This is a genomic window from Ochrobactrum sp. RH2CCR150, from assembly GCA_014138095.1.
Taxonomy (GTDB): domain Bacteria; phylum Pseudomonadota; class Alphaproteobacteria; order Rhizobiales; family Rhizobiaceae; genus Brucella; species Brucella gambitense.
In genome coordinates this window covers 306,703-331,604 of the sequence record JACGXE010000003.1, presented here as the reverse complement: position 1 = coordinate 331,604, position 24,902 = coordinate 306,703, and the positions used below count along the sequence as shown (strand labels likewise).

Sequence of the window (24,902 nt, the reverse complement as noted above, 5' to 3'; positions counted from 1 at the left end):
ATAGGGCATGCCGGGGTACGAATGCGCACCGCTCTCCGGCCTTGAGGTAAGCGCGCTTATGACAGGTCGCGCCGACCGAATATTGCACGGGCTCCGGTTAGTGAAAGCTTACCGGAGCCCGTTTCATCTCAAAAAGAGATTATTTGTTCTTATTATCGGCGACAGGTTCGCCCTTTACGCGCACATCCATCAGCGTGCTGCGCAGAACCTTGATGCGAACGCCTTCGGCGATTTCGACTTCGACTTCATTGTCGTCGACGACTTTCTGCACCTTGCCGACGATGCCGCCGCCGGTCACAACCGTATCGCCACGGCGAACTGCGGTCAGCATTTCCTGACGTTTCTTCATCTGGGTCCGCTGTGGGCGGATGATGAGGAAGTACATGATGACGAAGATCAGGATGAACGGCAGAATGCTCATCAGCATGTCTGGGCCAAAAGCGCCGCCGCCAGGTGCTTGAGCGAAAGCCGGTGTTACGAACATTAGGAACTCCTCTGAAGTCTCAAAGACAATTTGTTAAGGGCATTACAATGGTTGGCGCGCCAATTGCAACCGACGATCACCCCGCCTGCGCCAAGGTCGCACACTTTTCGCCTCCGCTGTGGCATGTTAAGCCGTTCGCCGACGACGAGTGGATTGAATCTGACCTTTGAATTCCGTTTGTCACAAACGCTTGTTCAAACGTCAAACTGGAAAAATCCACTCGTGTCTTACAGCATCTGGTGATCTTTTCGATTCTGACATTTGCTGGGACCGATTGTAACACCGGGAAGCAAATGTCGGAATAAGACCACTAGGGGCATGAAATGACGACCGAAAACATACTCAGCCAGAAACTGGACCGTTTGATCGCCGCGCTCGAACGTATCGCGCCACCAGAAGCCAAAACGCCAGACCTCAACGCCGCAGACTGTTTTGTCTGGGCGCCGGAACGACTGACGCTTGATCCGGTGAAGCGGGTGAACCGCGTGGATATCTCCCTGATCCGTGGCGTAGATTTGGTGCGTGACCAGCTCGTAGACAATACCCGTCGCTTCGCAAATGGCTATCCGGCAAACAATGTTCTGCTGTGGGGCGCTCGCGGCATGGGCAAATCCTCGCTGGTGAAGGCCGCACAGGCCAGCGTCAACGCCGAACTCGCCTCCCAGAAGCCGCTCAAACTGATCGAAATCCACCGCGAGGATATCGACAGCCTGCCGACGCTGATGAACATGATCAAGGATACGGATTACCGCTTCATCCTGTTTTGCGACGATCTTTCCTTCGACCATGACGACACATCATATAAATCGCTGAAGGCAGCGCTTGAAGGCGGCGTCGAAGGCCGCCCCGGCAATGTGATTTTCTATGCAACGTCGAATCGCCGTCATCTCATGCCGCGCGACATGATTGACAATGAGCGCTCCACGGCGATCAACCCGTCGGAAGCCATTGAAGAAAAAGTCTCGTTGTCGGATCGTTTCGGTCTGTGGCTCGGTTTCCACAAATGCAGCCAGGACGATTATCTCGCCATGGTCGACGGCTATGCGGCCCATTTCAAACTGAGCTACGACAATGCCAAGCTTCACGCAGAAGCTCTGGAATGGTCAACCACGCGCGGCAACCGCTCCGGCCGTGTGGCGTGGCAGTATGTTCAGGATCTCGCAGGACGCCTTGGCGTGGCCATGTAAAAAACGCGCATAAGCAAAAAGGCGGGCTTTTCAGCCCGCCTTTTTGTTTGCCTTGTCCTGTCCGGATCAGCTTTCCAGATATTTGGAAGGATTGACCGGCGAGGAGTTCTTGCGCACTTCGAAGTGCAGCTTCGGCGACTTCGCGTTGCCGCTCATGCCCGACTTGGCGATATCCTCGCCACGGCGAACCTTCTGGCCGCGCTGCACCAGTATCTGGCTGTTATGGCCGTAGACCGTGACCAGCCCGTTGTCGTGGCGGATCAGAACCGTCTGGCCGAATTCCTTCAGGCCATCACCAGCATAGATGACGACGCCGTTTTCAGCGGCCTTAACCGACGTTCCTTCCGGAACCATGATGTCGATGCCGTCGCTGACTGCAGTGCCATCACGCTGACCGAAGCTGGCCAGAATGCGACCGCGAACCGGCCAGCGCATCTGGGAGATGCCGGTGGAGGAAGGCGCTGCGGCCTGATCCTTCTCGGCGTCTTCAATCACCTTGTTGCTTGCCTGCGGCGGCGTATAAGGCTTCACACTTCCGGCGTCCGCATCGTTTGCAGCGGCTGCGGCCTTGGCCGGGCTTGCTGGCTGCGGCGTGACAGCGGCAACTTGCGTTACAGCAGCAGCGCCTGCGGCGGGGATCACCAGTGTCTGACCGACGCGGATTGCGCCGTTGGAGAGGCCGTTAGCCCGCTTCAGATCTTCAACCGGGACGTTGTGCTTCTGTGCGATCGAGAACAGCGAATCGCCGCTCTGAACCGTATAGCCGCCCTTCGGCGCAGGAGGTGTTGCGGTGTTCGCGCCTGCCGAAGCCATATCGGTCGTGGCAGAAGACTTCTTGCCGTTGACCGAAGGGGCTGCCGGGACAACAGCGATGTTGTTATCCATCGGACGGGGCGCACCCTGCCCCGGCGTTGCCGGAAGCTGACCCAGAACCTTTTCCTTGGCACCGTTGACGGTGTTGTGGGTCGTGGTTGCCGCGCTTGCCACGCGGGTCTCTGCGCCATTGACCTGGTTGGCTGCCATAGTGTGGGCCTGACCAACCTGATTCTGCATCTGCGTCGAGGCTGCTGCGACAGGAGCCTGAACCGACTGACGTGCTGCTGCGACCGGTGCCGCCATCGGGGCGGAAGAAACGGCAGATGGTGCTGGCAGCGAATTACGCTGTACCGTTCCGCTGGAAACCCGCGGAGCCGGCGCTATTGGGGCGGACGCATAAACATCGCCTGTGGGCTGTTGCGCAACGCGCTGATTGGACGTCGAACCGGTAAAGATGCCGTCGGTAAAACGCATCGTATCGGAACTGCACCCGGCTCCAAAGCCGGCAATCAGAACGATTGCGACATTCCGCAGGAGACGTTCGGACGTATGCTGCAAAATTGGGAAACGCATGTTCAACTCGTCCATACTCGAAACTCAGTACGACGATTAAAGCGCGTTAATGTTACTCGCTGGTTAAGAACGGCCCAACTTTGAAAAAAGATTCACCAATTAAACACCATAAGCGCACATTGACGCGCAGCTACCCCTCCGGTGAAGACGGGAACCAATGCAAGGTAAAACCAGAAAATGGCGATTTAGAGCGCCGATCTGATTCAATCAGATCGGCGCTCTAAATATCTATTCTAACGCACATCTCATCCGAAAACCGTTTCACACTTTTCGGGATGTGCTCTAAAGAACCGAAGAAACGCCTTCAATGAAGGGCTGATAGCGGACAACCATGAGGTTTTCCTGCTCGAAGCGGCTACCGACCTTCGAGATACGCGTCATGATCTGTTCGCCGTCACCGGGGCCGATCGGCGTAATGAGAACACCGTGCGTTGCGAGCAGCTCCACAAAATGGCGCGGCACTTCTTCGCAAGCCAGCCAGAGAATGATTCGGTCGAACGGCCCGCCCGGCATGCCATGACGACCGTCGGCATGCTTGACCATGATGTTCTCGCGCTTGAGCGAGACGAACTGCTGCAAGGCGTGGTCACAAAGTTTGCGATATCGTTCCACCGTCGTAACACGACCGGACAGCGACGACATGACAGCGGCGGTAAAGCCCGACCCCGTGCCGATTTCCAGCACGCGATGGCCCGGTTCCAGCTTGAGTGCAGCCAGCACGCGCGCCTGATCGTCAATGCCTTCGATATATTCGCCGCAATCGAGCGGAGCCGTGCGGGTGCTATAGGCAAGATGCGACCACGCCGAAGCAAGAAAGCTCTGGCGTGGCGTGGCTTCAATGGCTGCAAAGAGGCGCGGATCATCAATGCCGCGCGCGCGCATGCGCAAGACGAAGGATGCAAATCCTTCCCGGTCCGAAAGCCTTGGCCGCTCAGACGTTGCCTGCCTCATGCTTCCCCCCGCTTCAAGCTTCAAGACCAAGCGCGGTGCTCAGTTCTGCACGAACCTTATGCGCGGTCAGATCGAGGTGCAACGGTGTCACCGAAATGCAATCCGAACGAATGGCTGCCAGATCACTGTCATCGGCGACCGGAGCCTTGCCGCGACCGAAACGCAGCCAGAAATACGGGAAGCCGCGACCGTCGCGGCGCTCATCGAGACGCGCATCATGGCTAAGCTTGCCCTGTGCCGTCACGCGGGTGCCCTGCACTTCATCAGCGCCACAATTCGGGAAATTGAGGTTCAGCAAAACGCCTTCCGGCCAACCGGCATCGACCAGTTTACGGATAAGGTCCGGTGCATGGGTTTCAGCCGTTTCCCACGGAACGATCCGGCGGTCGCCTTCGTAATCATATTCCTGCGACAAAGCGATGGAGCGGATACCGAGCAGCGTGCCTTCCATTGCACCGGCCACAGTGCCGGAATAGGTCACATCGTCTGCGATGTTCGCACCCGAATTGACGCCGGACAGGATGAGATCAGGCGCGCCCGGCAGCACATGACGGACACCCATGATAACGCAATCCGTCGGCGTGCCGCGCAGCGCGAAATGGGTGTCGTCGATCTGGCGCAGACGCAGCGGCTCCGACAGCGTCAGCGAATGCGCAAGACCACTTTGGTCGGTTTCCGGCGCAACAACCCAAACATCGTCCGAGAGCTGTCGTGCGATTCGCTCCAGAACTGCGAGGCCTTCAGCGTGGATACCATCATCGTTCGTCAGCAAAATTCGCACGTCTTCACTCCTGTCCTAATTATTGAAACCCTGAATCACGCAGCTTTTTCAATGCGCGTGAGGCCGCCCATGTATGGCTGGAGTGCTTCAGGAATATGAATGCTGCCATCTTCCTGCTGGTAATTTTCCATGACGGCGATGAGCGCGCGACCGACTGCAACGCCAGACCCATTGAGGGTGTGGACAAAGCGCGTCGACTTTTCGCCTTCCGGACGATAGCGCGAGTTCATGCGGCGACCCTGGAAATCACCGCAGACCGAGCAGCTGGAGATTTCGCGATAGGTGTTCTGGCCCGGCAGCCAGACTTCGATGTCATAGGTCTTCTGTGCTCCGAAGCCCATATCGCCGGTGCACAGCACGACGGTGCGGAACGGCAGCTCAAGACGCTTCAGCACTTCTTCGGCGCAAGCCGTCATGCGTTCATGTTCGGCAACCGAGCTTTCTGCATCGGTGATCGACACCATTTCCACTTTCAGGAACTGGTGTTGGCGCAGCATGCCACGCGTATCGCGACCGGCAGAACCAGCTTCCGAACGGAAGCAAGGCGTCAACGCAGTGTAGCGCTGCGGCAGGGTCTTCACATCAACGATTTCGTCCGCAACAAGATTGGTCAACGGCACTTCCGCCGTCGGAATCAGCCAGCGGCCATCGGTGGTACGGAACAGGTCTTCCGAGAATTTGGGCAGCTGGCCCGTGCCGTAAACAGCCTCGTCACGCACCATCAGCGGCGGCATGGTTTCGGTATAGCCGTGCTGGGTCGTATGCAGATCAAGCATGAACTGGCCGAGCGCACGTTCCAGACGCGCCAGACCACCCTTCAGGATAGTGAAGCGCGCACCGGCGATTTTCGCCGCACGTTCGAAATCCATCAGGCCGAGCGCTTCGCCAAGCTCAAAATGTTCTTTCGGCTGGAAAGAGAAATTACGCTGATTGCCGATGCGGCGAACCTCGACATTGTCGGCCTCGTCCTTGCCAAGCGGCACATCGCCAAGCGGAACATTCGGGATCGTCGACAACGCGTCGTTCAATTCCTTGACCAGACGGCGCTCTTCTTCCTCAGCCTCAGCAAGGAAATTCTTGAGTTCGCTGACTTCCGCTTTCAGCTTGTCGGCAGTGGCGGCATCTTTTTCAGCCATCGCCTTACCGATTTCCTTCGAAGCGGCATTGCGGCGCTCCTGTGCGGCCTGAACCTTGCCGACATTTTCGCGGCGCTTTTCGTCGAGCGCGATCAATTCGGACGAGAGCGGCCCTGCCCCGCGCTTTGCAAGCGCCTTGTCGAGGTCTTCAGGGTTTTCGCGAATCCATTTGATGTCGAGCATGGGAAAAGCCGTTTCGTGAAATTGAACAGAAGCGGGCCGCAAAGACTGCGGCCAGCGGAAATCGTAGACTACGATCAGGAGGAAGAAGCGTCGTTTTCAGCTTCTTTTGTGTTCTCTGCTTCGTCGCGCTTCTTCTCGATCATACGAGCCACGATAATGGAAATCTCGTAGAGAAGGATCGTCGGCAAGGCAAGACCGATCTGGCTCGCCGGATCGGGCGGCGTCAGAACAGCGGCCACGATGAAGGCGATCACAATCGCATATTTACGCTTGTCCTTCAGGCCAGCCGAAGTCACGAGGCCAACACGCGCCATGAGGCTTGTGACGACCGGCAACTGGAACACCAGACCGAAAGCGAAAATGAGCGTCATGATGAGGCTCAGATATTCCGAAACCTTCGGCAAAAGCGAAATCTGCACTTCGCCAGCGCCGCCTGTCTGCTGCATGGCCAGGAAGAACCACATCACCATCGGGGTAAAGAAGAAATAGACGAGCGCGCCGCCGAGCAGGAACAAAATCGGCGATGCAATGAGGAATGGCAGGAAAGCCATGCGCTCATGCTTATAGAGCCCCGGCGCAACAAACTTGTAGATCTGCGCCGCAATGATGGGGAAAGCGAGCACAATACCGCCGAACATCGCCACCTTCACCTGCGTGAAGAAGAACTCCTGCGGCGCGGTATAGATCAGCTCCGCCTTGGAACGATCCATGCCTGCCCAGTCGATGGCCCATTGGTAGGGCACGACAAGCAAATTAAAGAGGTGCTTTGCGAATGCGAAGCAAACTGCAAATGCCACGAAAAATGCCAGGATTGCCCAAATAAGGCGGCGGCGCAGTTCGATCAGGTGTTCAAGCAAAGGCGCTGCGCTCTGCTCGATTTCATCCTCGTCACGGGTCACGCTTTGGTTCCTGTCTTCTTGGTGGTCTTTTTGGCAGGAGCAACCGCCTTTTCGGCAGCTGGCTTGGATGCGTCCGCTGTTTTAACCGGAGCAACTTTCTTCGGTGCGGGTTTTGCCGCAACCGTTTTCGGAGCAGCCGTTTTTGCGGCAGCAGGCTTTGCTGTCGCGGCCTTGGCCTTTGCAGCCTTCGGCGCGGCCGGTTCAGCTTTTGCCACAGCGGCTTCTGGCGCTGCTTTTGCAGCCGTCTTGCGTGGAGCGCGCGGTGCCTTTGCAGGCTTTTCCGCGACAGCTTCTGCCTTCGCAGACGCCACCACAGGAACGGGTGCTCCGCTCGCATCGACCGGCGTAGTCACTTCCGCGACTGTATCCGGTGTCGCCGGAGACATGGAGGTCGAGGATTTGATGCTCGATTTCAGGTCTTCGCCTGCACTGCGAATCGGATCGAAAACCTGCGTCAGCTTGGAGCGCGGATCGAGCTTGCGCGTTTCGTCGATGATGTTCTTGACGTCTTCCAGCTCAGCCTCTTTCAAGGCTTCGTTGAACTGGTTGCGAAACTCATTGGCTGTCGCGCGCATACGTGCGGTCGCCTTACCGAAGGCTCTAAGCATCTTCGGCAAATCTTTGGGGCCGACAACAACGATCATCACGATCGCAATGACCAGTATTTCAGACCAACCGACATCAAGCATTTTATACCCCGCGCACTGCGCGCGTGTCCCGTCTTTCGGCGGAAAACCGCACTTTTACAGATGGCAAATATGCTGCGTATCTATTCCGACACGCAGCATTCTTGATCCGATAGATCAGGACTTGGTGGTTTTCTTGACGTCGTTGACGGTTTCGTCCGCCTTGGCGTCGATCGTGCGACCATCGTCCCGGGCATCCTTGGCGCCGTCTTCGTCGTTCATGCCCTGCTTGAAGTTCTTGATGCCCTTGGCAACGTCACCCATCAGCTCGGGAATCTTGCCGCGGCCAAAAAGAAGCAGCACAACCGCTAGAACGATCAGCCAGTGCCAGATGGAAAAGCTACCCATTTTATTCCTCTCATCGCCGCTTAAACGCAGCCTGTTCCTGCAATGTCGATAGTGATTTAAGCGCTTTCAAGCAATCTTTCAAACGGAAGTATAGCTGTGAAGGCAGATGTGACGATTTTATTCGTCGCATGTGTCCTCTTTATGTGCAGCGCTTGTGGATCATAAGGAAGTCAGACACTGACCTACCCCTTTGGGGCAAGCAAACCAAGATCTTCGAGATCTATATCCTCGAGCGGCTCTTCCTCATCCGTCAGTTCATCCGGGTCGATATTCGGCACCGGAACAGCAAAGCTTGAAGGCATACGGGCAGACAGAAGCCCTGCCCCGCGCAACTCCTCCAGCCCTGGAAGATCGCGGATTTCCGGCAGTCCGAAATTGTCGAGAAACGATTCTGTCGTGCCATATGTCACCGGACGGCCCGGTGTGCGGCGACGTCCGCGCAGTTTGATCCAGCCCGTTTCCATCAGCACGTCCAGTGTGCCTTTCGACGTTTCGACGCCACGAATATCTTCCAGTTCGGCGCGGGTGACCGGCTGATGGTATGCAATAATCGCCAGCACTTCCATCGCAGCGCGCGACAGCTTGCGCTGCTGCACCGCCTCGCGGCTCATCAGGAAGGCCAGATCCGGCGCGGTGCGGAACGCCCAGGCCGCACCAACCTGCACGAGATGCACGCCGCGCGACTCATAGACCTTCTGGAGATGCTGCAAAATCGGAGCAAGCTCGGCATTTGGCGGCAAGCGCTCCTGAAGCGCCCGCTCCGACACCGGTTCGGCGGAAGCAAAAATGATCGCTTCGACAATGCGGGCCAGATCAGCCAGCCCACTTGCCGGAAGCTGTGCTTCCTCAAATTCATCATCCATTTCGAATTCCGCCAGCTGGCGTTCCGCCTCAGACATCCTCGTCCTCGTCAAATTCGCTTAAACCGGGCTTGGCCCGCATATAAATTGGTTCGAAGGGCGCATTCTGGCGGACTTCCAGCTTGCCCTCACGCACCAGTTCCAGACTGGCGGCAAAGGAGCTGGCCAGTGCCGACGCCCTCTCCTGCGGCGACAGCGCATAGTCGATCAGAAAGCGATCAAGCGAAAACCAGTCTTCGATATCGCCACCCATCAGACGCACCAATGCGACTCGCGCCTCCTTCAAAGACCAAACAGCACGTCTGGTAATCTGGACATGCGACACTGCCTGCCGCTGGCGCTGCGAAGCATAGGCCGTCAGCAGATCGTATAGTGTCGCGGAGAACTGGCTGGCGCGGTCCACCATCACCACTTCCGGCATACCGCGTGCAAAGACATCCCGCCCCAGCCGATTGCGGTTGACCAGAGCGGCAGCGGCATCACGCATCGCTTCCAGTCTTTTCAGGCGGAATTGCAGGGATGCGACAAGCTCCTCGCCGGTCTCGCCATCGTCACCCTGCTGCTTGGGAATAAGCAGCTTGGATTTGAGATAAGCGAGCCACGCCGCCATAACCAGATAATCAGCGGCAAGCTCAAGCCGGACTGCCCGGGCTCGCTCGACAAATTCGAGATATTGCTCGGCCAGCGCCAGAACGGAAATACGCGCCAGATCGACACGCTGGTTGCGCGCCAGGTGCAGAAGAAGATCGAGCGGGCCTTCAAAGCCCTGCACGTCAATCAGCAATGATGGTTCGCTTAAAGCCCGTTCGGCATCGCTTTGCCACAGCGAATCCATCGGCACAAGCGTACCGTCTTTTCCGTCTGTGTTGGTTCCTGATGCCGCCAAGCCGCTTAGCCTCTCGATGCGCAGTCGTCACTCACGCGGCCCGGCCATGCCGGGCAACGCATAACTCTAGTTTACCAAGTTTTAACGATTACGCTATCGCTTCGAACATGCCATTGAATTCGGCGCGCAGTTCGTCCTCATCCGAAAGGTCTGGATCACCGGCATAAACTTCGGCCAGATCAGCGCGACGCTTCGATTTGCCTTCGAGCACTGGCACGCGAGCGGCAACCTGCACCAGCTCTTCCATCACGCCCGCGCAATAAAGAACAATATCGCAGCCAGCACCGATGATGCCATCGGCAATATCGCCCAGCTCACCGGAAAGCGCCTTCATCGAAATGTCGTCGCTCATGATGAGGCCGTCGAACCCGATCACCTCGCGAATGATCGTGTTGATCACGGTTGGCGACAGAGTGGACGGACGCTTGGGATCAAGCGCGTCAAACACGACATGCGCTGTCATCGCCATGGGCAGGTCATTCAGCGCCTTGAACGGCACGAAATCATGCGCCAGCAATTCGCTAAGCGGCGCGCTCACACGGGCCAGTTCCTTGTGCGTATCTGCGAAGGCACGGCCATGGCCCGGCATGTGTTTCATCACTGGCAAGACGCCGCCAGCCAGCAGGCCCTCGGCAGCGGCGCGGCCCATTTCGGCCACCGCGTGCGGATTTTTGGAATAAGCGCGCGCGCCGATCACATCATGCGCGCCCTCGACGGGCACGTCGAGAACCGGCAGGCAGTCGGAGGTGACGCCAACCTTCAGAAGATCGAAGGCATGCAGACGTGCATGCAGCCATGCGGCGCGCAGGCCCGCCTCACGGTCGCGTGCAAAGATCGCGCCAATCTCTCCAGCGGATGGGTAATTCGGCACTAGCGGCGGACGCAGGCGCTGCACGCGCCCGCCTTCCTGATCAATGAAAACCGGCGTCTGATCGCGTCCCGTCACATCGCGCATATGCGCGGTCAACTCGGCAACCTGTTCAAGACTTTCGACATTGCGGGCGAACAGAATGAAGCCCCAAGGCCTCTCATCGCGGAAAAAGGCAACCTCATCCGGCGTAAGCTTCGTACCCGACACACCGGCAATCCATGCCTTGCACTGTTTCATGCGAATATCCCTCGTCTTTTCCGCAACTTAGATAGTTGTTCTAACTAAAATTCCATGCACTCGATAGTGCATATGAAAAGGGCGGCTCATGCCGCCCTGTTCTCATTGGTTACCGTGGCTTAGCGCGTCACGAGACAGCTGCCGCCAGCCGACTTCAAGCGACCGCACAGTGCGTTGGCATCGTCACGCGAACCAGCCTGAACTCGGACACGATAGTAAGTACCTCTACCCGGAATGTCGGCGGGCTTGATATCCACGCCGCGACCGCCGATCACATTGGCGTATTTCTGCGCCATGTTGGCATAGGACTTCTGAGCCAGCTCGGCAGAAGGCTGCGATGCGATCTGGATGAAGTATCCGCCAGCACCTGCAGCGCCACCGGCAGCCGATGCAACCTGCTGATTGGCGACCGGAGCGGCAGCAGCGGGCGCTTGCGTCTGGGTGCGCTGCGGAACATTGCCAACGATGTTGACCGGCTGTTCAGCTGGACGCGACGGGACAACCGGAGCACGCGCCGGGAGGCGTGGTGCTTCGGCAGCTGGTGCCTGAGCGACAGGCGCCTGTGCGGCTGGCTGCTGGGCCTGCGGTGCGTTTGCGGAAGGTTCCGGCAAGGCACTGCCCGATGCGATTGCCGCGATTTCATCGCCACCAGCCGGAGCGGATGGCTGTGCCGAAGGCTGCGCACCGTTGTTGGCCGTCTGCTGTGCTGCCGGTTCCGGAGCGCGTTCCGGCTGCATGATCGTGCCATCCGGGCGAACGATCATGGTTTCAACTTCGCGCGGCTGGATCAAAGGCGCATTTTCCTGCGCGTTTCCATTTGGAGCACCAGCATTGGCCTGACCGTTTTCAGCCGACGAATCCGGCGTATCGGTCATGGCTTCATTATCGTCGGTGCCGGAAATATCGACTGGCTCTTCACCCGAGTTAATCAGCGACTTTTGTTCCGGATTGTTCGGCAATGTGCCGGCAACGCGATCATAGACCGCCTTGTCCTGATTCGGCACCGTTGCGCCGCCGGGGTTTTCCGGCTGCATCTTGATTGGCTGGTTGTCGGCATGGATGACGACCGGCTCCTGCGAACCACCGCCCATGAAGTGATATCCGATACCGCCGAGCAATACGACAGCACCGGCAACGCTGGCCAGAATCAGGCCGCGACGACCGCGAACCGGGCGATTGCGATAGGCTTCCGATGCTTTGCCGAGATCGTCTTCGGGCTGCATGGCCGCACGCGCGCCATAGTCGCCGCCTTCGACGGTCTGAGCGCCCTGGGCTGCCCAATGATTGTAGAAGTCGTCTTCGCTGCCAGCCTGCTCGCCTGCGTTATAATCGCCAGTCTGGCGCGGCTGCGAGCGGCCATAGGAGCTTGCAGCGGCGGCAACGGCGGCACCAAGGCCTGCGGCCGTGGCACCTGCAGCAACACCGGCATTCGGCAGATAGCTGGATGCGCTTTCGCGGAAAATATCCTCAAAGGCCTTGTCGGCTTCGCTCTGCGCTTCGGTAGGTGTGTTCAGCTCATCAACGCCAACAGTGTTGAAGACCTCGGCAAATTCAGCTTCGAGATCGCCAAGACCAGCAGCGGTTTCCTCTTCACCGTAATTGACTTCCGGCAGATCGAGGGAATGGGTCTGCTCAACCTTGTTTTCGGCAACGCTCAGCGTTTCCACGTCCGGTGCGGGTGCACTGGCGGCCTGCTGTGCGCTGGCAAAATGCGGCATCGATGTCGTCGGACGATAATCCTCATCCGAAAGCACCGCATGGGCATAGGCAGGCGCGGCTGCGGTTGCGCCGTTATCATCATGCAGGTCAAGATCGTCTTCGTTGAAGAAATCATCGCCGCCAAGCAATTCTTCGTCGGTCGCCTTGAGCACTTCCGATTCGGAGTAATCACCGGAAGGCTCGAAACCGAAGTCGTCATCGCTCAGGCTCAGTTCATCAAGATCAGACAGATCGTCGTCGGTGCCTTCCGCTGCAGTCGTTGCGGAGAGTGCTGCTGCATCGAAGGAGAAATCATTGTCGAACGAAAAGTCATCGTCCTGCGCTGCGACTTCGTTCGAAGCCTGCTCCGGAGTGGCGAAGGCAGCGTAAGGCGTTTCGGCTTCACCAACCGGCAGGGCTGCTGCCGTCGGCATCTGCGCGACAATGCCCGAAGCAAAATTGCCACGGGTGTAATAGGGATAACCAGACGGCTCCGTGCGGGCGACCGCTTCCTCCGCAGGTGCGGCTGCTACCGGCTGATGCGGCTGTTCAAAAGCCTGCTCATCCAGATGCAGTTCATCCAGCTGGAAATCGTCAAATGCAGGCTCAACCTCTTCCTCTGCCGCATGGGCATGGTCCGATGCAGCCGCGTAGGACACAGCCTGTTCGGGTTCATATGCAGCAGCCTGCGGAGCATAGGATACCGGCTCCGGCTGGTAGCCATAGGCACTATCGTTTTCGGCTGCTGGCTGCGGCTCGTCACCGAACAACAGATTTTCCAGCTCGTCCTCAAGCGACATGGACTGGTGTGCAGGCTCAGCGCCATAAGACGGCGTGGCAGGCTCAACGGCCTGTACATCCCAGTCACGGCTTTGCGCGGTCTGCGTCAGATAGGATTCTTCGTGGGGTTCAATAGCCGGCTGATAGATCGTCGGATCATATGCGCGATGGTCGGCTGCATGACCTCCCTGCGCATCATCCAGCGATTCGCGATTATCATAGGCCGAGCTTTGCGCTGCCGCATAAGGATCGCCAAACGAATCGCGAGCGCTCGAATAATCTGCATAATCGAACTGCTGAACAGGCTCGGTGCGCTCGACATCTTCGAAGTCGCCCAGCTCGGGCGCCGGAACGGATGTTCCATTGTCCAGATGCAGATCGAGTTCTTCTTCCAGCGCGGAAGCAAGATCTTCTTCATGCACCAGCGGTTCCGCGCCACGATAATACTGTTCGCTGTAGCGCTGGTCCTGAGCGACTTCTGGCTCGGGCTCCACGGGCTGGCTGTGACTTGTCGGCTGCGCGTAATCGTCGAAATCGCCGAGAAGTTCGCGTTCAAGGTCAAGCGCCGGATCGAAGTCAGGCTCGGGCCGGTCATGCGATTGGCGCTCGTTCCAAGCGGAATGATCACCTTGAGGCGTGCCAAAGTCCACGATTCGCGACAGTTCCATCAGCGGATCGTCTTCGTGCAGCGGACGCTCGCCGTAATTACGGGGATTTGCACTGCTGTCCGTCATGGTGTGTTCCTAACTCAAACCCTGGACGCCGCAAGACGTCACTTTACATTGCTTATTAGCGAGGCAATGTGGGCAAAAGTTGACGGTAGTTTCCTACGCCTAAAGACCAGAACGGGATAAACCAACACCTTCAGTTCATCCCGGTCTTCTCTTTTTAGACTTGATCTACCGCATTCAAGAGCTTCGTTTGACTTAACGAGCTCCCGGTCAGTCGATCAATCTTAGCGCATTTCCGTCGGAGCGTCAGCCCCGATGATCGTCAATCCGGACGTCAGAACATCGGAAACAACCTGTACCAGCCCTAGCCTGGCTAATGACAAGTCTGGATCGTTAACCTTAATAAAACGTAAGTCCGGGTTCTCTGTGCCCTTATTCCATTGCGAATGGAACGCGCTGGCAAGGTCAAACAGGTAAAATGCAAGACGATGCGGCTCCTGATGGATCGCCGCCGCTTCGATCAAACGCGGATATTCTGCGAGCTTGCGAACCAGTGCAATTTCGCTCTCGTCGGTCAGCTTGTCGAACTGCGCCGCCATGGCGACACGATCCAGATCAGCGAGACCCAGCTGGTCGGCAGCCTGACGGAAAACCGAGTGCGAACGCGCCGATGCATACTGCACGTAGAACACCGGATTGTCCTTGGACTGCTCGGTTACTTTCGCGAAATCGAAATCGAGCGGCGCGTCGTTTTTCCGGTAAAGCATCATGAAACGCACCGGATCACGGCCCACTTCGTCCACTACATCGCGCAAGGTGATGAATTCACCCGAACGCTTCGACATGCGCACCGGTTCACCGTCGCGGAAGAGCTTTACCAACTGGCAGAGCAGCACTGTGAGCTTGGCCTTACCATCGGAAACACCGCGTGCAACCGCTTCAAGACGCTTCACATAGCCGCCATGATCGGCGCCCAGCACGTAAATCATCTCGTTGAAGCCGCGGTCGTACTTGTCCTTGAAATAGGCAACGTCGGCCGCAAAATAGGTGAATGTACCGTCAGACTTCATCAGCGGACGATCGATATCGTCACCCACTTCCGTCGAGCGGAACAGGGTCTGCTCGCGATCTTCCCAATCTTCCGGCACTTGGCCCTTGGGCGGAGGAATTTTTCCCTTATAGACATGGCCCTTCAGCGTCAGATCGTTGATTGCATTGCGAATCGCACGGGCATGGTCGGCATGCAGCTGACGTTCGGAATAGAACACATCGTGGTGGACGTTCAGCGCTTCCAGATCGGCGCGGATCATCGCCATCATGGCATTGATGGTCGTTTCCTTGACGATAGCCATCGCTTCAGCTTCCGGCATTTCCAGAAGCTTTGTGCCATATTCCTTGGCAAGCACCTGCCCCACCGGCACGAGATAGTCGCCCGGATAGAGACCAGCCGGAATTTCGCCAATGATTTCGCCCAGTGCTTCGCGATAACGCAGCATCACAGAGCTTGCGAGCACATCGATCTGCGAGCCCGCATCGTTGATGTAATATTCCTTGACGACGTCATAGCCCGCAAACTTCAGCAGGTTGGCCAGCACGTCGCCGACAACGGCGCCGCGGCAGTGGCCGACATGCATCGGGCCGGTCGGGTTGGCCGAAACATATTCGACATTGACCTTGTTGCCCGCGCCCAGCTTGGAGCGACCGAAATCCGTGCCTTCATTGAGCATCGCGGCAAGCTCGCGCTGCCAGTAAGTTGCCTTCAGACGCAGATTGATGAAGCCCGGACCGGCAACATCGACCGTTTCGACATCGTCGTCATTCTTCAAGGCTTCGGCGATACGCACCGCAAGTTCGCGCGGGTTCTGGCCAACAGCCTTGGAAAGAACCATGGCCGCATTGGTCGCGATATCGCCATGGGTCGCGTCGCGCGGCGGTTCGACACCAACGCGCGAAAGATCGAGTTCACCACCATCTTTCGGTTTCAGATCAATATCTTGCAACGTCTTTTTGATACGTGCGTCGAAATCTGCGAAGATATTCATGGTCCGTCCTGTCAGGCTGTCATCTGGAATTATGACTGCGTATTCCAGAGTCGGCTCGTTCTATTAGATAGTTGTGATGCAGACGGCCTTTCGACCTCGCAATCACTTCGTTGGCCCCGATTAAGCTAAATCGGGGGTATGGTCAAACAATCGTCGGTGTTCGCGCACGGCAAAATTGTCAGTCATACCCGCCAGATAGTCGGCAACACGGCGCGCGCGCGACGGGATATCGAGCGTTTCGCAACCCGATTGCCACTCGGGCGGCATGATCATTGGGTCGGCAAAACAGGCGTCGAACAGGTCCTGCACAATTTTGTCTGCCGCCTGCCGGCGCACCACGACGCTGTTATGAAAATAGAGGTTCTTGAACAGAAACCGCTTCAGCACCTTTTCCTCGTCACGCATCGTTGGTGAAAACGCCACCAGCGACTGCGACTGGTTATGGATATCGGTAATGTTCTGTGGCTGCGCCTCGGCCAGACGGCGCTGGGCTTCGGCAATCACATCCTCGACCATGATGGTGATCTGCCTGCGAACCAGTTCATGGCCAGTGCGCACGGCATCGAGATTGGGATAGCGTCCTCGCACCACATCAAGCAGCCGCTTTGTCAGGGGCACTTCATCCAGCGCCTCAAGCGTCAGCAGGCCTGCACGCAGGCCGTCATCGATATCGTGGGCGTTATAGGCGATGTCGTCTGCAATTGCGGCGCATTGCGCCTCCAGACTGGCAAAGCGTCCCAGTTCCAGATCGTAGCGCTCGTTGAAGTCCAGAATGGGCTGCGGCACCGGCTCATCCGAATGCACGGCATATGGACCGACCAGCGGGCCATTGTGCTTCACCAGCCCTTCCAGCGTTTCCCAGGCCAGGTTGAGACCGTCGAAATCCGCATAACGATGCTCAAGCTTGGTGACAATCCGCAGCGACTGGGCGTTGTGATCGAAACCGCCGTAATCCTTCATGCGCTCGTTGAGTGCATCTTCGCCGGTATGGCCAAAAGGCGTGTGACCAAAATCATGCACCAGTGCGACAGCTTCGGCGAGATCTTCATCCAGCCGCAGTGCGCGGGCCAGCGCGCGCGCAATCTGCGCCACTTCAATCGTGTGCGTCAGCCGCGTGCGGTAATGGTCGCCTTCATGCGCAATGAAAACCTGCGTCTTGTGCTTCAGGCGGCGAAATGCGGTGGAATGGATGATGCGGTCGCGGTCGCGCTGAAACGGGGTGCGTGTCGGGCTTTCCGGTTCCGGCACCAGCCGCCCTCGGCTTGAGATCGGATCGCAGGCATAGGGCGCGCGCTCACGATAACCAAAGCCTATTCCTTCCAGCGACATTGCGATGCATCCTTCACTGTAATATGATTACACTATGTTCATGCCGACATTGACTTCTATCGGTAGCGTTCATAGCTATCAGAGGAATATGAAGGCAAGTCTGCGATAACGGGCAATCGGGGAAAATCCCGCTCTGGCCCAGCAACTGCAAACGGACGAGACCGATGACAGGCATTACCGTTTCCGATTCCGCCGCAAAGCGGATCGCTAAAATTCTCAATTCCGAACCGGACAAGACCGCGCTGCGCGTTTCTGTCGAAGGTGGCGGCTGCTCCGGTTTTTCCTACAAGTACGATCTGGTCGATGAACAGACCGAGGACGACATCGTCATCGAAAAGCTCGGGGCGAAAGTTCTGATCGATTCGATTTCGGTTCCCTATATGGATGGTTCGGAAATCGATTTCGTCGACGATCTGATGGGGCAATCGTTCCAGATCCGCAACCCGAATGCGACTGCGTCTTGCGGCTGCGGCACGAGTTTCGCGATTTAAGCGCACCGAAATGCGCGACGAGGAATTAAACCGGCTGCCTCATGGCAGCCGGTTTTGTTTTGTCAGACTTTGACCGAAGCAACCGTCGTATCGATATGGTCCACCAACGCATCCGGCAGGCCGAGACGCCCGGCCAGCATATCGAGATAACCGCGCTCCGCCCGGGTGTCAGGATCAATGGCCAGACGCGAGGCGGTATAAAGCTCAACCTTCTGCTCTTCCGTCTGCGCGGCAGCGACCAGCGCGTCGAGATCGACCGGATCTGCCAGTTCTTTCTGGAAGAAAGCTTCTGCCTCGTCATCAAGGCCAGAAATCTGAAGCTTCTCCATGATGCGCGCCCGTTCCGCATCGTCGATATGGCCGTCCGCCTTGGCTGCGGCGATCATGGCCTGGATCAGCGTCAGGGCGAAACTGTTGCTCATGGCCGGCGACTGCGGGTGAAATGGCGAATCGGCGGGCGGAGGCGGAAGAAGCTCCTGCTCCTTGGCAACCGGCTGTTCCGCCGTTTGCGGCGACTGGCCGGACTTGTAATTCTTGTAGGCCAGATAGCCGAGACCGGCGATAGCTGCGATGCCGCCAACGGTGGCGACGTTACCCGCCAGTTTGCGGCCTGTCTTGGTGCCAAGAACTGCGGCGGCGATAGCGCCGCTGGCAAGCGGATTTTTCTTGGCGAGATCACCGACCTGTCCGGCTTTATCCTTCACACTCCCCGACATGCCCGGTATCTGCGAACCTAAAAACTGATCGAGAAGTTTCTTGGCGTCGAACATTGTTATCTCCTGTCTGGCTCCAATAAGTCCGAGATAGGAACGCAATGGTGACAATACAAATGCATCCGGCATTGAAAAATGCGCCGAGCAGCAATTTCTGTGATGAGGCCTGCGCCGTGCTTGCCCTCATCGGCCCAAGCGCCTAATCATTGAACCATGAAGATCGCTACGTGGAATATTAACGGCGTCAAGGCACGCATCGAGAACCTTCAGCATTGGTTGAAGGAGTCTTCGCCCGATATCGCCTGCCTGCAGGAAATCAAGTCGGTGGACGAACTGTTCCCTCGGCTTGAAATCGAGGCGCTTGGCTATCACGTCGAGACCCATGGCCAGAAAGGCTTCAACGGCGTCGCGCTTCTTTCCAAGAAGTCACCCGACGAGATCAATCGTGGCCTGCCCGGCGATAACAGCGACGAACAGGCGCGCTTCATTGAGGGCGTCTATTCGACCGATAAAGGCGTTATCCGCGTCGTGTCGCTCTATCTGCCGAACGGCAACCCGATCGATACAGAGAAATTTCCTTATAAGCTTTCCTGGATGCAGCGTCTGGAAGCCTGGGCGAAAGATCGTCTGGCGCTTGAGGAGCCGCTTGTGCTGGCTGGCGACTATAACGTCATTCCAGAGCCGCAGGACGCGAAGAACCCGCAGGCATGGCTTGGCGATGCATTGTTCCAGCCGCAATCGCGGCAGGCTTTCCGCAAGCTCGAAAATCTCGGTTTCACCGACGCTATTCGCGCGGCGACCGACGATGACGGTATTTATTCATTCTGGGATTATCAGGCAGGCGCCTGGCAGAAAAACAATGGCATTCGCATCGATCATCTGATGCTGTCGCCAGAAGCGGCCAATCGTTTCGTATCGACCGATATTGAAAAGCACGTTCGTGCCTGGGAAAAGCCGTCGGATCACGTACCGGTAACGGTCACGCTGTCGGTTTAAGACACTGGAAGCTTAAAACGAGCCCTTGGTGGTCATATCGCTCGCGAGAGCCACAGCGTTACGGCGATCCGCCTCACCGACAATCGAGAAAGCCTGTTCCTGCATTTCGCGTATCCAAGTGCAATCCTCGGCTGCGCAACGTTCAGAGGCGGCCGTCATGAAGGCCAGCCCGCGCACGGTCTTGCCAGCCTGAAACAGCATGTTTCCAAGCATGGCCTGAGCGCTGACATTGCCCTTGTTGGCAGCCAACTGGAACCAGCGTGCGGCCTGAACCGAATTGCGCTCACCGCCCTCACCGGACAGAAGCATCTTGCCCAGTTCGAACTGAGCCGCAGAATCACCGAAATTCGATGCGGCCTGCACATAAAGATCGCGGGCGACCCCCAGATCGGCGCGCACCGGCGTACCTGGAATACCGCGCTTCACATATCCAGCGAGCGCAACCAGCGCATCAGCGACATAGGAATCGTTCTCTGAACCGGGTTCGGAGCCTTCACGCACGATCTTTTCGAAAATCTTGTAGGCTTCGTAGTCATTTTCGGCCACGCCGTCGCCATCGGCATACATACGGGCCAGTTTCCACTTTGCACCCTGATGACCGCGCTCGGCGGCATAACGCAGCGCCTTGATCGCTTCGTCCTTGTGACCATTCTTGTAAGCGGAGAAGCCGAATTTGAAGAGTTCGAACGGGCTGCGCGACTTTTCAGAATCGTCGTTCAGATCAAAAGCAAAGGCACTGTTGCAGGCGATGGCCAAACCAACAGCCATGGCAATAACAGGATATGAAAAACTGCGACTACGCATCACAACGCCGGTCTTTCACAATAGTTGGCACAAATCGTGGAGAAAGAATTCATTGAAGGCAGAATAGCCACGCTTTTCGTCAAGACTGAGACCCGATCTTGGCCGAAAAAAGCCTTGCCACCATTGGAAGGAATCGGAGCAGCGTCGGCAAGGTTTCCCCTGCTTGCAATCTGTTTGCTCTGCAACAACGCGCTCTTGCTCATTCCTGCCTAATCCTGCGGGAGCCATTCGCTCCTGATTGTTTGACGGCTTTTGCCTTTCCTTGACGGATGATGTCCCTTTGTGGCGGGAAATAGGCAAAAATGACCGTAGTTCTTTGTAGCCTAAAGTAACGGTAAAGACTGTTGCCGTTTGACAACAAACTCACTGTTGTTGCTCGTCGAAACGTGTTCCCCCATCGAACAAAGCGATGGTGATTGTTTCTGTCTGGCGGACACATAGAATAGAACGCCTATGACACTGACGATTGGAACCAGCCGGATCACATGCGTAATTACAGACGCCCCTATAGGCGCCCGCAGAGGCGATATACCTCCGACTCCCGCCGAAGCGGAATTGGAGGAATTCGTAGCATCATACTGACTTTATTGTTCTTTTCCGCGATTGTGGTCGGTATTTCATACCTGCCGGATGAAAAGCGTCCGACCGAAACGCGCGACGGCCCCGTCTACGTGATAGATGGGGATACGGTGATCATAAACAAGGTGCATATCCGCCTGAAGGGCATCGATGCGCCGGAGATGGCGCAGACCTGCGAGCGAAACGGTATTCATTACGATTGCGGCACGGAGGCTCGCAATTTCTTGCGGGCAAGAATCGGAAGAACACCGATTCGGTGCGAGATTGAAGGTTTTGACCGCTATGGCCGCGATCTGGCGCGTTGTTACCTCGGCGAAACCGATCTGAATAGCTGGATGGTCCAACAGGGTTGGGCGATTGCCTATGGCGATTATGAGCGCGAGGAAGCGGACGCCCGCAAAAATGGCCGTGGCATCTGGGCTGGCCGCTTTGAAAAGCCCTCCTCATGGCGAAAGGAAAATCCGCGCGAGGGCGAGAACGCGCAAACGAACCAAGGGAGCGCTCAGACGATCGGGCACAATAGCTTCAGCGCGTTCACTCACTATATTAAAGAGCGTATCGCCGCCTTCATCAATTACTTCCGATGACGACATCCCAAAATCCGGAGCGAAGCTTCATGGAAGACCTGAACACGCTCAGTCAGTCGATCAAAGCGTGTCGCATCTGCCGCGATGAGCCGCTGTTTCAGCCGCCGCTGCCGCATGAGCCCAATCCCGTCTGTATTGTCTCCAATACAGCGCGCATCGCCATATGCGGACAGGCCCCCGGCATCCGCGTGCATAATACGTCTCTGCCGTTCAACGATCCTTCGGGTGACCGCCTGCGGCAATGGCTTGGAACGACCCGCGAGGAGTTCTACGATCCTGCCCGGTTTGCCATCGTTCCCATGGGCTTCTGCTTTCCCGGTTATGACAAACATGGCGGCGACCTGCCCCCGCGCCGCGAATGCCGCCTGACATGGCATGACCGCGTCTTTGCGGCGATGCCGCAACTGGAGTTCGTTCTGGTGGTGGGGCAATATGCTCTGGCTTACCATCTTCCCGACTATCGCGGACGTAATCTGACCGAAACGGTGAAGAACTGGCGACACTTTATTGAAACGCCCAACAAGGCCGGACGTATCGTTCTTCCGCTGCCTCATCCTTCATGGCGCAACAGTGGTTGGCTGAAACGCAATCCATGGTTTGACGAAGAGGTTGTGCCTATTGTTCAGGCAAAAGTCCGAAGCCTCATCAACGACGATAAATAAATTTTACAAGATCGGTTCTCATAAGAATATTTTTCCTGTAACTTCTGCCGATAGCACATCATAAGGTATGACGTTTCGCACACTCGCAAAGTTCGGGAAACGATTTCTAAAACCGGGAACGGAAACGCATGGACAGGCTCGACAGAAAAATACTGCGCTTATTGCAGGAAGACGCAACATTGGCAGTGGCAGACGTTGCCAAGAAGGTTGGCCTTTCCACAACGCCTTGCTGGCGTCGTATCCAGAAGCTTGAAGAAGATGGTGTCATCAAGCGCCGTGTGGCGATCCTCGACCCGATCCGCGTCAATGCGCGTGTGACGGTGTTCGTATCGGTGCGCACCAGCTCGCACAGCCATGAATGGCTCAAGCGCTTCTCGGAAGTGGTGCAGGAATTCCCCGAGGTTATCGAATTCTACCGCATGAGCGGCGATGTCGATTATCTGCTGCGCGTCGCAGTGCCGGATATTGCAGCCTATGACGCTTTCTACAAGCGGCTGATCAGCAAGATCGAAATCCGCGACGTGTCGTCATCCTTCGCGATGGAGCAGATCAAGTACACGACTGAACTACCGCTCGACTACATGGTGCTGGACAAGGAAAATAACTGACCTCCCAGACCTTGGAATGAAAAAGCCCGCCATCTGGCGGGCTTTTTTGTGCTTGGTTTTTTATCAGTGCTTGGCTGAAGCGACGCCAGCCTGTTCAAATGTGGCCATACCGCTGTGGCACTGCGCGGCTGCCCTGACGATGCTGGCGGCAAGAGCAGCGCCCGTTCCTTCGCCCAGACGCATGCCGAGATCGAGAAGCGGCTCCTTGCCAAGCTTGGCCAGCAGCAGGCGATGGCCCGGCTCAGCAGATACATGGCCGAATAGGCAATGGTCGATTGCTTCCGGATTTGCGGCATAAAGTATGGCAGCAGCCGAAGACGCCACGAAACCATCAATGATCACCGGGATTTTTTCCATGCGAGCGGCAAGAATGGCGCCAGCCATGGCTGCAATCTCACGTCCGCCGAGGCGGCGCAGCACTTCGAGCGGGTCTTTCAGATGCGCCTGATGCAAGGCAACCGCCTGACGAACCGCTGCAAGCTTGCGCTGCAAGAGTTCGCCCGTCGAGCCCGTGCCCGGTCCAACCCAGTCTTCCGCCGTACCGCCAAACAATGCGAGTGCAATCGCCGCCGCAATGGTCGTGTTGCCGATACCCATTTCACCGATGCAGAGAAGATCGGTGCCGCCAGCAATCGCTTCCATACCGAAAGCCATGGTCGCCGCACAGGTGCGCTCATCCATGGCCGGTTCTTCGGTGATATCGGCTGTCGGATGTTCCAGCGCCAGATCGAAAACTTTCAGTCCCAGATCATTGGCAATGCAGATCTGGTTGATCGCCGCACCGCCTGCCGCAAAGTTCTCAACCATCTGCGCTGTGACGCTGGACGGGAACGGCGTGATGTTCTTTGCCGTGACGCCGTGATTGCCTGCAAAGACTGCGACCAGCGGGCGATTGATCTGCGGCGTGCGCTTGCCCGTCCAGGCGGCAAGCCAGGCGGCGATGTCTTCAAGGCGTCCCAGCGAACCGGCAGGCTTGGTCAAAGTTACCTCGCGCTCGCGCACTGCCCTTTCCGCACCCAGATCGGGACCAGGCAGATTGCGGATCAGTTCACGAAAATCGTCAAAGGGAAGGCCACTGGCGCTCATATCGTTCAGTCCAATCGATCATGGGAGATGCAAATCTGTTTGGCACGTCCTATAAGCACTCACACAATTTTTCAAATCACCTCTTCGAGCCGATGGCCCTTGAGGCGAAATATCGCGAGCCCTAAAACATTCCTGTGGGCGATAAAGTGTTGCGGAGCAGTCATTTGCAGCGAAATGGTTTCATAGGCGATACAATCCGGTCGCTCGGCTTTCTGAGCCGCCTTCCGCTTCCGCAAAGCTGGTTCGAGAACACGGCCGATTCGCTGCTGCGCAATGCACGCGCTTTCCCGCTTGCCGGTGCAGTGCTGGGCCTGCTCGCAGGCATCGCGCTGATGATCGCCAACTCCCTGCATCTGCCTGCCCTCGCCTGCGGATTTATCGCAGTCGGCGCGCTGGCAGCCATGACCGGCGCATTGCATGAAGACGGGCTTGGCGACACGGCTGACGGCTTCTTCGGCGGAGCAACGCCAAGCCGTCGCCTCGACATCATGAAAGATTCCCGCATCGGCACCTTTGCAGCGCTCACGCTCGTCACGTGGGTCGGTATCAAGGCTTCGCTTCTGGCAGCCATTATGGAGCGCGCTGGCCCCGGCTATGCGCTGCTTGCGCTGATCGCCAGCGAAGCCGCAAGCCGTTCTGCCATGCTCGCCTTCTGGCATAGCCTGCCATCCGCCCGTCCCGGCGGACTTGCCGACAGCGTTGGCGCGCCAAGCTGGGAAACCGTGGTTTGCGGCGCGGCACTCGGCTTCGTGATCATGGCGGTCGGACTGATCCCCTCAGGCGGCGTTCTGCCCGTCATCAACGCGCTTGTTCTTGTGACGCTGCTGCTCGTCGGCTTTGCCCGGCTTTGCATGTCGAAAATCGGCGGCCAGACGGGCGACACCTTGGGCGCGGCCCAACAAATCGCTTCCCTTGCGGTGTTAATCGGGCTTGTCATGACCCTGTAATGCAACCACAT

The 24,902-nt window shown here is 57.3% G+C and carries 25 protein-coding genes; 7 read left to right on the top strand and 18 right to left on the bottom strand.

All coding sequences use genetic code 11. From position 1 onward, the window contains the following. Positions 1–139: 139 nt before the first annotated feature. A complete protein-coding gene (yajC, locus tag FHW03_RS09135) occupies positions 140–484 on the bottom strand; it encodes a preprotein translocase subunit YajC (RefSeq protein WP_078338501.1) in 345 nt (114 codons plus the stop codon). Between the two features lie 323 nt (positions 485–807). On the opposite strand from yajC, the gene FHW03_RS09130 reads away from it, so the two are divergent. Beyond that, a complete protein-coding gene (locus tag FHW03_RS09130) occupies positions 808–1,671 on the top strand; it encodes an ATP-binding protein (protein WP_182520335.1) in 864 nt (287 codons plus the stop codon). Between the two features lie 66 nt (positions 1,672–1,737). On the opposite strand, the gene dipM is transcribed toward FHW03_RS09130, so the two are convergent. From dipM to FHW03_RS09065, 13 genes are all read right to left on the bottom strand, one after another. Then, entirely contained in the window at positions 1,738–3,075 is a 1,338-nt protein-coding gene (dipM, locus tag FHW03_RS09125; protein WP_182520334.1) for a cell division endopeptidase DipM, read from the bottom strand. 267 nt (positions 3,076–3,342) lie between these two features. Beyond that, on the bottom strand, positions 3,343–4,011 hold the full coding sequence (locus FHW03_RS09120) for a protein-L-isoaspartate(D-aspartate) O-methyltransferase (RefSeq protein ID WP_182520333.1): 669 nt from the start codon (positions 4,009–4,011) through the stop codon (positions 3,343–3,345). Positions 4,012–4,024: 13 nt separating this feature from the next. Continuing rightward, a complete protein-coding gene (surE, locus tag FHW03_RS09115; RefSeq protein WP_182520332.1) occupies positions 4,025–4,792 on the bottom strand; it encodes a 5'/3'-nucleotidase SurE in 768 nt (255 codons plus the stop codon). Positions 4,793–4,827: 35 nt separating this feature from the next. Next, positions 4,828–6,111, bottom strand: coding sequence for a serine--tRNA ligase (serS, locus tag FHW03_RS09110; protein WP_182520331.1), 1,284 nt, complete (start codon positions 6,109–6,111; stop codon positions 4,828–4,830). 74 nt (positions 6,112–6,185) lie between these two features. Continuing rightward, entirely contained in the window at positions 6,186–7,010 is an 825-nt protein-coding gene (gene tatC, locus FHW03_RS09105) for a twin-arginine translocase subunit TatC (RefSeq protein ID WP_182520330.1), read from the bottom strand. Next, positions 7,007–7,699: a Sec-independent protein translocase protein TatB gene (gene tatB, locus FHW03_RS09100; protein WP_182520329.1), complete on the bottom strand. Its 693-nt coding sequence runs from the start codon at positions 7,697–7,699 to the stop codon at positions 7,007–7,009. Before tatB ends, tatC begins: the two co-directional genes overlap by 4 nt. Before the next feature lie 114 nt (positions 7,700–7,813). After that, the gene (locus FHW03_RS09095) at positions 7,814–8,044 is read right to left on the bottom strand and encodes a twin-arginine translocase TatA/TatE family subunit (protein WP_182520328.1); all 231 of its coding nucleotides are present in this window, start codon (positions 8,042–8,044) and stop codon (positions 7,814–7,816) included. A gap of 182 nt (positions 8,045–8,226) precedes the next feature. Then, positions 8,227–8,943 carry an SMC-Scp complex subunit ScpB gene (gene scpB / locus FHW03_RS09090; RefSeq protein ID WP_182520327.1) on the bottom strand — a complete coding sequence of 239 codons (717 nt, stop codon included), beginning with the start codon at positions 8,941–8,943 and terminating at the stop codon, positions 8,227–8,229. Further along, positions 8,936–9,790 (bottom strand): ScpA family protein, encoded by an 855-nt coding sequence (locus tag FHW03_RS09085; protein ID WP_182520326.1) that lies wholly within the window; start codon positions 9,788–9,790, stop codon positions 8,936–8,938. Before FHW03_RS09085 ends, scpB begins: the two co-directional genes overlap by 8 nt. Positions 9,791–9,878: 88 nt before the next feature. Then, positions 9,879–10,898 carry a beta-N-acetylhexosaminidase gene (gene nagZ / locus FHW03_RS09080; protein WP_182520325.1) on the bottom strand — a complete coding sequence of 340 codons (1,020 nt, stop codon included), beginning with the start codon at positions 10,896–10,898 and terminating at the stop codon, positions 9,879–9,881. 119 nt (positions 10,899–11,017) lie between these two features. Further along, on the bottom strand, positions 11,018–14,110 hold the full coding sequence (locus tag FHW03_RS09075; protein WP_182520324.1) for an SPOR domain-containing protein: 3,093 nt from the start codon (positions 14,108–14,110) through the stop codon (positions 11,018–11,020). A 221-nt stretch (positions 14,111–14,331) separates the two neighbouring features. After that, positions 14,332–16,089, bottom strand: a complete 1,758-nt coding sequence (gene argS / locus FHW03_RS09070; protein WP_182520323.1) for an arginine--tRNA ligase — start codon at positions 16,087–16,089, stop codon at positions 14,332–14,334. Positions 16,090–16,209: 120 nt separating this feature from the next. Next, positions 16,210–17,418 carry a deoxyguanosinetriphosphate triphosphohydrolase gene (locus tag FHW03_RS09065; RefSeq protein WP_182520322.1) on the bottom strand — a complete coding sequence of 403 codons (1,209 nt, stop codon included), beginning with the start codon at positions 17,416–17,418 and terminating at the stop codon, positions 16,210–16,212. Positions 17,419–17,582: 164 nt separating this feature from the next. Here FHW03_RS09065 and erpA point away from each other — a divergent pair, with 164 nt between their 5' ends. Then, entirely contained in the window at positions 17,583–17,909 is a 327-nt protein-coding gene (gene erpA, locus FHW03_RS09060) for an iron-sulfur cluster insertion protein ErpA (RefSeq protein ID WP_182520321.1), read from the top strand. A 62-nt stretch (positions 17,910–17,971) separates the two neighbouring features. Here erpA and FHW03_RS09055 read toward each other — a convergent pair whose 3' ends face one another. Further along, a complete protein-coding gene (locus FHW03_RS09055) occupies positions 17,972–18,679 on the bottom strand; it encodes a tellurite resistance TerB family protein (protein ID WP_182520320.1) in 708 nt (235 codons plus the stop codon). 156 nt (positions 18,680–18,835) lie between these two features. Here FHW03_RS09055 and xth point away from each other — a divergent pair, with 156 nt between their 5' ends. After that, positions 18,836–19,618 (top strand): exodeoxyribonuclease III, encoded by a 783-nt coding sequence (gene xth, locus FHW03_RS09050; protein WP_182520319.1) that lies wholly within the window; start codon positions 18,836–18,838, stop codon positions 19,616–19,618. Positions 19,619–19,630: 12 nt separating this feature from the next. Here the strand turns inward: xth and FHW03_RS09045 are convergent, their stop codons facing one another. Together FHW03_RS09045 and FHW03_RS09040 are read right to left on the bottom strand one after the other, a co-directional pair. Further along, positions 19,631–20,422, bottom strand: a complete 792-nt coding sequence (locus FHW03_RS09045) for a tetratricopeptide repeat protein (protein WP_078338484.1) — start codon at positions 20,420–20,422, stop codon at positions 19,631–19,633. Continuing rightward, positions 20,422–20,625 carry a hypothetical protein gene (locus FHW03_RS09040; protein ID WP_182520318.1) on the bottom strand — a complete coding sequence of 68 codons (204 nt, stop codon included), beginning with the start codon at positions 20,623–20,625 and terminating at the stop codon, positions 20,422–20,424. Before FHW03_RS09040 ends, FHW03_RS09045 begins: the two co-directional genes overlap by 1 nt. Before the next feature lie 384 nt (positions 20,626–21,009). Between FHW03_RS09040 and FHW03_RS09035 the strand changes: the two genes are divergently transcribed. The 3 genes from FHW03_RS09035 (at position 21,010) to FHW03_RS09025 (ending at position 22,858) form a co-directional block, all read left to right on the top strand. Continuing rightward, positions 21,010–21,588, top strand: a complete 579-nt coding sequence (locus FHW03_RS09035; protein WP_377514470.1) for a thermonuclease family protein — start codon at positions 21,010–21,012, stop codon at positions 21,586–21,588. Between the two features lie 29 nt (positions 21,589–21,617). After that, positions 21,618–22,250, top strand: coding sequence for a uracil-DNA glycosylase family protein (locus tag FHW03_RS09030; protein ID WP_182520316.1), 633 nt, complete (start codon positions 21,618–21,620; stop codon positions 22,248–22,250). A gap of 128 nt (positions 22,251–22,378) precedes the next feature. After that, complete coding sequence (locus FHW03_RS09025) at positions 22,379–22,858, top strand: Lrp/AsnC family transcriptional regulator (RefSeq protein WP_078338480.1); 480 nt, start codon at positions 22,379–22,381, stop codon at positions 22,856–22,858. Positions 22,859–22,921: 63 nt separating this feature from the next. Here the strand turns inward: FHW03_RS09025 and cobT are convergent, their stop codons facing one another. After that, complete coding sequence (cobT, locus tag FHW03_RS09020; RefSeq protein WP_182520315.1) at positions 22,922–23,944, bottom strand: nicotinate-nucleotide--dimethylbenzimidazole phosphoribosyltransferase; 1,023 nt, start codon at positions 23,942–23,944, stop codon at positions 22,922–22,924. 164 nt (positions 23,945–24,108) lie between these two features. Here cobT and FHW03_RS09015 point away from each other — a divergent pair, with 164 nt between their 5' ends. After that, positions 24,109–24,891 (top strand): adenosylcobinamide-GDP ribazoletransferase, encoded by a 783-nt coding sequence (locus tag FHW03_RS09015; RefSeq protein ID WP_182520314.1) that lies wholly within the window; start codon positions 24,109–24,111, stop codon positions 24,889–24,891. Positions 24,892–24,902 lie beyond the last annotated feature (11 nt).

Bases quoted from the DNA above. Each gene is read 5' to 3' on its own strand.
- FHW03_RS09120 (WP_182520333.1), bottom strand. From the start codon at position 4,011: ATGAGGCAGGCAACGTCTGAGCGGCCAAGGCTTTCGGACCGGGAAGGA.
- FHW03_RS09055 (WP_182520320.1), bottom strand. From the start codon at position 18,679: ATGTTCGACGCCAAGAAACTTCTCGATCAGTTTTTAGGTTCGCAGATA.
- FHW03_RS09065 (WP_182520322.1), bottom strand. From the start codon at position 17,418: ATGTCGCTGGAAGGAATAGGCTTTGGTTATCGTGAGCGCGCGCCCTAT.
- FHW03_RS09095 (WP_182520328.1), bottom strand. From the start codon at position 8,044: ATGGGTAGCTTTTCCATCTGGCACTGGCTGATCGTTCTAGCGGTTGTG.
- argS (WP_182520323.1), bottom strand. From the start codon at position 16,089: ATGAATATCTTCGCAGATTTCGACGCACGTATCAAAAAGACGTTGCAA.
- xth (WP_182520319.1), top strand. From the start codon at position 18,836: ATGAAGATCGCTACGTGGAATATTAACGGCGTCAAGGCACGCATCGAG.
- scpB (WP_182520327.1), bottom strand. From the start codon at position 8,943: ATGTCTGAGGCGGAACGCCAGCTGGCGGAATTCGAAATGGATGATGAA.
- dipM (WP_182520334.1), bottom strand. From the start codon at position 3,075: ATGGACGAGTTGAACATGCGTTTCCCAATTTTGCAGCATACGTCCGAA.
- nagZ (WP_182520325.1), bottom strand. From the start codon at position 10,898: ATGAAACAGTGCAAGGCATGGATTGCCGGTGTGTCGGGTACGAAGCTT.
- FHW03_RS09040 (WP_182520318.1), bottom strand. From the start codon at position 20,625: ATGAGCAAGAGCGCGTTGTTGCAGAGCAAACAGATTGCAAGCAGGGGA.
- FHW03_RS09030 (WP_182520316.1), top strand. From the start codon at position 21,618: ATGGAAGACCTGAACACGCTCAGTCAGTCGATCAAAGCGTGTCGCATC.
- FHW03_RS09045 (WP_078338484.1), bottom strand. From the start codon at position 20,422: ATGCGTAGTCGCAGTTTTTCATATCCTGTTATTGCCATGGCTGTTGGT.
- serS (WP_182520331.1), bottom strand. From the start codon at position 6,111: ATGCTCGACATCAAATGGATTCGCGAAAACCCTGAAGACCTCGACAAG.
- erpA (WP_182520321.1), top strand. From the start codon at position 17,583: ATGACAGGCATTACCGTTTCCGATTCCGCCGCAAAGCGGATCGCTAAA.
- tatB (WP_182520329.1), bottom strand. From the start codon at position 7,699: ATGCTTGATGTCGGTTGGTCTGAAATACTGGTCATTGCGATCGTGATG.
- FHW03_RS09025 (WP_078338480.1), top strand. From the start codon at position 22,379: ATGGACAGGCTCGACAGAAAAATACTGCGCTTATTGCAGGAAGACGCA.
- cobT (WP_182520315.1), bottom strand. From the start codon at position 23,944: ATGAGCGCCAGTGGCCTTCCCTTTGACGATTTTCGTGAACTGATCCGC.
- FHW03_RS09075 (WP_182520324.1), bottom strand. From the start codon at position 14,110: ATGACGGACAGCAGTGCAAATCCCCGTAATTACGGCGAGCGTCCGCTG.
- FHW03_RS09130 (WP_182520335.1), top strand. From the start codon at position 808: ATGACGACCGAAAACATACTCAGCCAGAAACTGGACCGTTTGATCGCC.
- yajC (WP_078338501.1), bottom strand. From the start codon at position 484: ATGTTCGTAACACCGGCTTTCGCTCAAGCACCTGGCGGCGGCGCTTTT.